Source organism: Halomonas sp. BM-2019 (assembly GCF_017584085.1).
Map to the genome: position 1 here is coordinate 2596195 of NZ_CP071922.1, position 5029 is coordinate 2601223.

8 protein-coding genes are annotated in these 5029 nt (G+C 66.0%); 3 read left to right on the top strand and 5 right to left on the bottom strand.

Annotation, left to right across the window (positions count from 1 at the left end; translation table 11 throughout):
- The first annotated feature begins 291 nt into the window (after positions 1-291).
- The 3 genes from J5F18_RS12950 to J5F18_RS12960 all read left to right on the top strand — a co-directional run bounded on the left by J5F18_RS12950 (position 292) and on the right by J5F18_RS12960 (position 2783).
- Positions 292-444, top strand: coding sequence for a hypothetical protein (locus J5F18_RS12950; RefSeq protein WP_346299026.1), 153 nt, complete (start codon positions 292-294; stop codon positions 442-444).
- Positions 445-572: 128 nt separating this feature from the next.
- The gene (locus tag J5F18_RS12955) at positions 573-2000 is read left to right on the top strand and encodes a bifunctional diguanylate cyclase/phosphodiesterase (RefSeq protein ID WP_346299027.1); all 1428 of its coding nucleotides are present in this window, start codon (positions 573-575) and stop codon (positions 1998-2000) included.
- Positions 2001-2138: 138 nt separating this feature from the next.
- On the top strand, positions 2139-2783 hold the full coding sequence (locus J5F18_RS12960) for a hypothetical protein (protein ID WP_346299028.1): 645 nt from the start codon (positions 2139-2141) through the stop codon (positions 2781-2783).
- Between the two features lie 111 nt (positions 2784-2894).
- Here J5F18_RS12960 and J5F18_RS12965 read toward each other — a convergent pair whose 3' ends face one another.
- The 5 genes from J5F18_RS12965 to J5F18_RS12985 form a co-directional block, all read right to left on the bottom strand.
- On the bottom strand, positions 2895-3326 hold the full coding sequence (locus tag J5F18_RS12965) for a phasin family protein (RefSeq protein WP_346299029.1): 432 nt from the start codon (positions 3324-3326) through the stop codon (positions 2895-2897).
- 313 nt (positions 3327-3639) lie between these two features.
- Entirely contained in the window at positions 3640-3900 is a 261-nt protein-coding gene (locus tag J5F18_RS12970) for a Txe/YoeB family addiction module toxin (RefSeq protein ID WP_346299030.1), read from the bottom strand.
- Positions 3897-4151 carry a type II toxin-antitoxin system prevent-host-death family antitoxin gene (locus tag J5F18_RS12975; RefSeq protein WP_346299031.1) on the bottom strand — a complete coding sequence of 85 codons (255 nt, stop codon included), beginning with the start codon at positions 4149-4151 and terminating at the stop codon, positions 3897-3899. The genes J5F18_RS12970 and J5F18_RS12975 overlap by 4 nt, the downstream gene beginning before the upstream one ends.
- Before the next feature lie 98 nt (positions 4152-4249).
- Complete coding sequence (locus J5F18_RS12980; RefSeq protein ID WP_346299032.1) at positions 4250-4669, bottom strand: transcriptional regulator; 420 nt, start codon at positions 4667-4669, stop codon at positions 4250-4252.
- Positions 4666-5029 (bottom strand): type II toxin-antitoxin system HigB family toxin (locus J5F18_RS12985; protein ID WP_346299033.1); only part of this gene is annotated, 364 nt, incomplete at its 5' end. The genes J5F18_RS12985 and J5F18_RS12980, both read right to left, overlap by 4 nt.

The window sequence follows — 5029 nt, forward strand, 5'->3', positions numbered from 1 at the left end:
CGGCCACGAGGACCTGCTGTGCCTGCTGATGAACCAGGCCGACCAGGCGCTCTACGCCGCCAAGCGCGCGGGCCGCAACCGGACCCTGCACTACCAGCCGGATCGCACCGGCTGACCCAGGCGCAGGCTATGCGCTCCTCGCCCCTCGCCCCTGACTATCGCCGGATAAATCCGGCTCCTACGGCTGGGTTGGGGATTCCTCGCCCCTCGCCCCCTTTACTTCGACCTTAGTCGAAGGTATATTTAATGAAAATGCTTTCCACAAAGTCATCACCCTTCAGGAGAGACCCCATGACCACCGAACGCATCCCCACCATCTGGGACCAGCCCCTGCCCCGTGCCGATCGCCCGCAGCCGCGTGCCCGCAGCGCGGAGCGCTTCCTGACCATCTGGAGCCGCCCCGTCGCCCGGCTGGCCGAGCGCGGCCGGAAGACACCGGCCTGATCGCCTAAGCCGCGAGCGTCCCCCGCCGGCCCCTCCAACTGGCCGCCGCCCTGCTGGCAGCCAGCCTGTTCCCGATCCTCGCCGCCGCCGCCGAGGCGCCGCCCACCGCCTGGCTGGGCTGGGGCCTGATGGCGCTGGTGACCCTGCTGGCACTCACCGCCCTGGGCAACCTGGTACTGAGGCGACGCGTGGCGGCGCACCAGGGGCTGATCCGCCGCACCCAGGAGGACAACCGCCGGCTGACCTTCTACGACTCCCTCACCGGCCTGCCCAATCGTCGCCATCTGATCGCCCAGCTCCAGCTGCGCCTGGAGACCCGCCACGCCGCCCGCGCCAACCTCGCACTGGTGCTGATCGACCTTGACCGCTTCAAGCGGGTCAACGACACCCTGAGCCACCTGGAGGGCGACCGCCTGCTCTATCGCGTCGCCAACCAGCTGGCGCGTCAGCTGTCGGCCTCCACGCGGCTGCTGTCCCACCTCGGCGCGGACGAATTCGGGCTGGTGATCGACGACCTGGACGAGCGCCGCGACCTGGCCGCCCAGCGCGTGGAACAGATCGGCAAGCGGCTGCTGAACGCCGTGGTGGCCGCCCAGCCCCGGGAGCTGGCCGACCTCGGCATCACCGGCAGCCTCGGCGTGGCGCTGCTCGACGCCTCCATCACCGACGCCGAGACCCTGCTGCAGCAGGCGGATATCGCGGTCTCCCACGCCAAGGCGGCCGGTGGCAACCAGCTGTGCTTCTTCGATGCCGAGATCCAGGCAGACATGACCCGCCGCGTGCAGCTCGAGGCCGACCTGCGGCGCGCCCTCGACCGGCAGCAACTCGAGCTCTACTACCAGCCCCAGGTGGACGAGCATGGCCGCCCCACCGGGGCCGAGGCGCTGCTGCGCTGGCACCACCCCGAGGCGGGGCTGGTCTCGCCGGCCACCTTTATCCCCCTGGCCGAGGAGACCGGCCTGATCCTGCCCATCGGCCACTGGGTGCTGGAGACCTCCTGCCGGCAGCTCGCCGCCTGGGCCCAGGACCCGCAGCGCCGGGACCAGGCGCTTTCGGTGAACGTGAGCCCGGCCCAGTTCCGCGACCCCGATTTCGTCAGCGACCTGGACGCCCTGCTCGCCGCCACCGGCGCACCGCCCCGGCGGCTGGTACTGGAGGTCACCGAGTCGCTGCTGATGGAGGCCCCCGAGCAGGTCAGCCAGCGCCTCACCCAGCTGCAGACGATGGGCGTGCGCCTGGCGCTGGACGACTTCGGCACCGGCTACTCGTCGCTGGGCTACCTCAAGCAGCTCAGCCTGCACGAGCTCAAGATCGACAAGCGCTTCGTCGACGGCATCCCCCACGACGTCCAGGACATGGCCATCGTCGACACCGTGCTGACCCTGGCCAATCGCCTGGACCTGGAGGTGACGGCGGAGGGCGTGGAGCACGCCGAGCAGTACCGCTGGCTGCGCGAGCGAGGCTGCCGGCGCTTCCAGGGCCACCACTTCGGGCGCGCCGCCCCGCTGCCGGCCGCCCCGCCCCGCCCCGCGACGGCCACGCCGCAGCCCGAGTGAACCAACCTCGATCCCGCCGGCCTGAGCAACGGTCTCGTTAACGCCCCGACCGGCGGCGTAATACATCAGTATTGCCGAAATCAGCAGAAAGGCTGACAATGCCCCACCTCGCCGCTGCAACTGCAGAAGGATGCCCCCTTGCTCAAACGCCTCTTCGGTAAACGTCCCGTCCATTGCTGGCCGATCAAGCAGATCGATGACCAGGTGCTGCATCTCTGCCCCCGGAGCCGGGTCGCGAGCGACCTGAAGCACGACGCCCTGCTCGCCGCCCTGCGCCAGGGCCGCTTCAGCGGGGGGGTGCGCATGGGAGAGAGCGGCCTCGTCCTCAACGCCCAGCTGTTCGAGGCGCTGGTGCCCGAGGAGGACCTGCAGCAGGAAGAGGACGGCCTGGTCCTCTGGCGTGGCCGTCGGTGGCGGGTGGCTCAGGTCCCCCAGTACAGCTGGACCTGGACCGGCGGGCTGGTCGCCTCACCCAACCCGCTGGGCACCGGCCCCCAGCTGGTCAGCCGCGAGGACATCAGCGTGATCCGCCGGCGAGCCGACCCCCGGGCGGCACCCCCGGGGCCCGTGGTGTTTCGCGCCGAGGATGCCCTGGAAGACCCCACCCGGGACCTGCGCGACGCCATCTCGCGCAGCCAGCGCTCCCGCGCCCAGTTCCATTACCGGGACCTGGTGATCCGCGAAGCGAAAGGCATCGACTGGACCCCATCCTCCAGCCGGACCGCGGCGCCGGAACCCAACGGCGGCGCCCCCCGCCCGTCCCGTCGCTCGGAACACGCGTGACGCTCGTCGTCTCTCGCCCCTGCCGCACAACGCCAGCGGCCGGCATCGCTGCCGGCCGCTGGTGGGTCGTGGAACTCGCTCAAGCCAGGGGCAGGAGGGATGCCTCCCCGATCAGCCCTTGGTCGCCGCCTTGGGCGCGGCTGCCTTGACGGCCTTGACGGCGGTCTCGGTGGCCTGCTTGGCGCTCTCCTGAGCCTGCTTGACGCTGCCCTCGGTCAGCTTCTGGCTCTGCTCGACGAAGTCCTGCTGCAGGGCCACGACCTTGTCGGCATCGCCCTTGACGCGCTCGGTCAGATCCTGGGCAACCTGGGACTGGCCTTCCAGGTAGCGCTTCAGGCCCTCGGCGTCCTTGACTTCCACCAGGCTGCGCAGCTGCGCCAGGGTGGTGTCGGCATAGGCGCGGCTGGCCTCGAGCTGGGCGGCCACCAGCTTCTCGGTGAAGTCCACGGAGAGGGCGGCGAAGGCGCGCGCCGGGGCGAAGAACAGGGCGTCGACCTGAGCGGTGTCGAACGACTTGGCGTCGAAAGCGAATACGTTGGTCATGATAAGAACCTCCTGGGTTCGGGGCTGGATGCCAGGGAACGGGAGAATCCCGCTCTGCTGCATTGCACAATAGCAGGGATTTTTGTGCAGTGCAACATGAGGCGTCACAGGGGGGAGGGGCGAGGGGCGAGGAAACCCCACCCAGCCGTAGGAGCCGGATTTATCCGGCGATACGGAGCAAGGAGCAAGGAACCCCACCCAGCCGTAGGAGCCGGATTTATCCGGCGATACGGAGCCAGGAACGAGGGGCGAGGGTAAGGGTAAGGAGGGCTGTCCCCTATTTCCCCTATTTCCCCTATTTCCCCTATTTCCCCTATTTCCCGTAGTGATACCGACACTGAACGATCACGATAGCGCTGTCAGTCACTTTGTAGACAAGGCGATGTTCCCGATCGATCCGTCGCGACCAGTACCCTGACCACTGGTGGCGCAAGGGCTCGGGATCACCGAGGCCATCAGATGGCTGGCGCTGGATGTCCTTGATCAGCATGTTGATGCGCTCGAGGGTCTTCCTGTCGCGGGCTTGCCAGTACAGATAATCCTGCCAGGCCTGGCTGGCCCAAGTCAGCATCATGGGTCGATCAGGCCATGCTCAGCGGCATCGCCCCGCTCCACCTCGGCGATGGCCTCGTTCAATCGCTGGGCGTTGCGCGGGCTGGCCATCAGGTAAGCGGTCTCCTCGTAGGACTTGAAGTCCTCTACCGACATCACGATAGCGGGCTTGCCGTTCTGGCGCGTGATCAGCACCGGCACGTGGTCATCGTTGACACGGTCCAGCACCTTGGCCAGGTGGCTGCGGAAATGGCTGTAGGTAACGGTATCCATGCGCTTCTCCTTGGACTCTTCTCTCATTGTACGCATTCTTGTACCTACGCACCAGTGCCAAGGCGCCTGCTCGGGCATGATTAGCCTCCTTCCCGGGGCTAACGCCCGAAGAAAAGGGCGGGGCTAACGCCGAAACGCTTCGACAGGGCCTCGATGTGTCGACGCGTCAGTTCGCGCCCACGACGGTTGAGAATCCTGGACACCAGCGATTTGCTGCCGATCTCCGGTAAGTCGGCAATGCCAAGCCCGTGCTGCTCCATAAGAAACTTGAGCATGTCGACGGCATCCGGCTCTTCTACACCCGCATTGAACTCGGCGAAATCGGGGTCAGTGCTCTCCCACTCTTCGATGACATCGGTCAACCGCTCGATAAGCGCCATGTTGCTGTCAAAATCATCGATAAGCTCGTCTACAAGCGCGAGAGCCTGCTGATACTCTTCCTCCGTGCGGATATGCGACAGGAACGGCGCAGCGCGGAACACGCTCTTGACGTCTTCGATACAGGCCGTGGCGTTCATTGGTTAGACCCTCTTGCATACTGGCGGCACAACTTGTCGTACTCGGCGTGCGTCACGATATGCTTTGTATATAGAACCTGCAGTTCAAATGAAATAAAAGCAATCAGACGCAGATTATTGCCTGCAATGTCAATCACCCACCATCGGTCTCGATAGCGGAAGTTATCCAGGCTGGGCAGCGCCTGCCTGAGCTTATCCGGCGTTTGAAAATCTGATGAGCTCAGCAGTCGATAAACCCGCTGCTGCGAAGGAGCATCGTTTGGGTGCTGTCTGGCAGCGTCATTAAACGCCTTCCTGGTAATGATCCGCATAGCCCCTCCCTGGCGGCACCTCCAAGATAGCCAAAAGGTTTCCTTTTTG

Coding starts and splice junctions, on each gene's coding strand:
- J5F18_RS12950 (WP_346299026.1), top strand. CDS start 292: ATGACCACCGAACGCATCCCCACCATCTGGGACCAGCCCCTGCCCCGT.
- J5F18_RS12955 (WP_346299027.1), top strand. CDS start 573: ATGGCGCTGGTGACCCTGCTGGCACTCACCGCCCTGGGCAACCTGGTA.
- J5F18_RS12965 (WP_346299029.1), bottom strand. CDS start 3,326: ATGACCAACGTATTCGCTTTCGACGCCAAGTCGTTCGACACCGCTCAG.
- J5F18_RS12970 (WP_346299030.1), bottom strand. CDS start 3,900: ATGATGCTGACTTGGGCCAGCCAGGCCTGGCAGGATTATCTGTACTGG.
- J5F18_RS12975 (WP_346299031.1), bottom strand. CDS start 4,151: ATGGATACCGTTACCTACAGCCATTTCCGCAGCCACCTGGCCAAGGTG.
- J5F18_RS12980 (WP_346299032.1), bottom strand. CDS start 4,669: ATGAACGCCACGGCCTGTATCGAAGACGTCAAGAGCGTGTTCCGCGCT.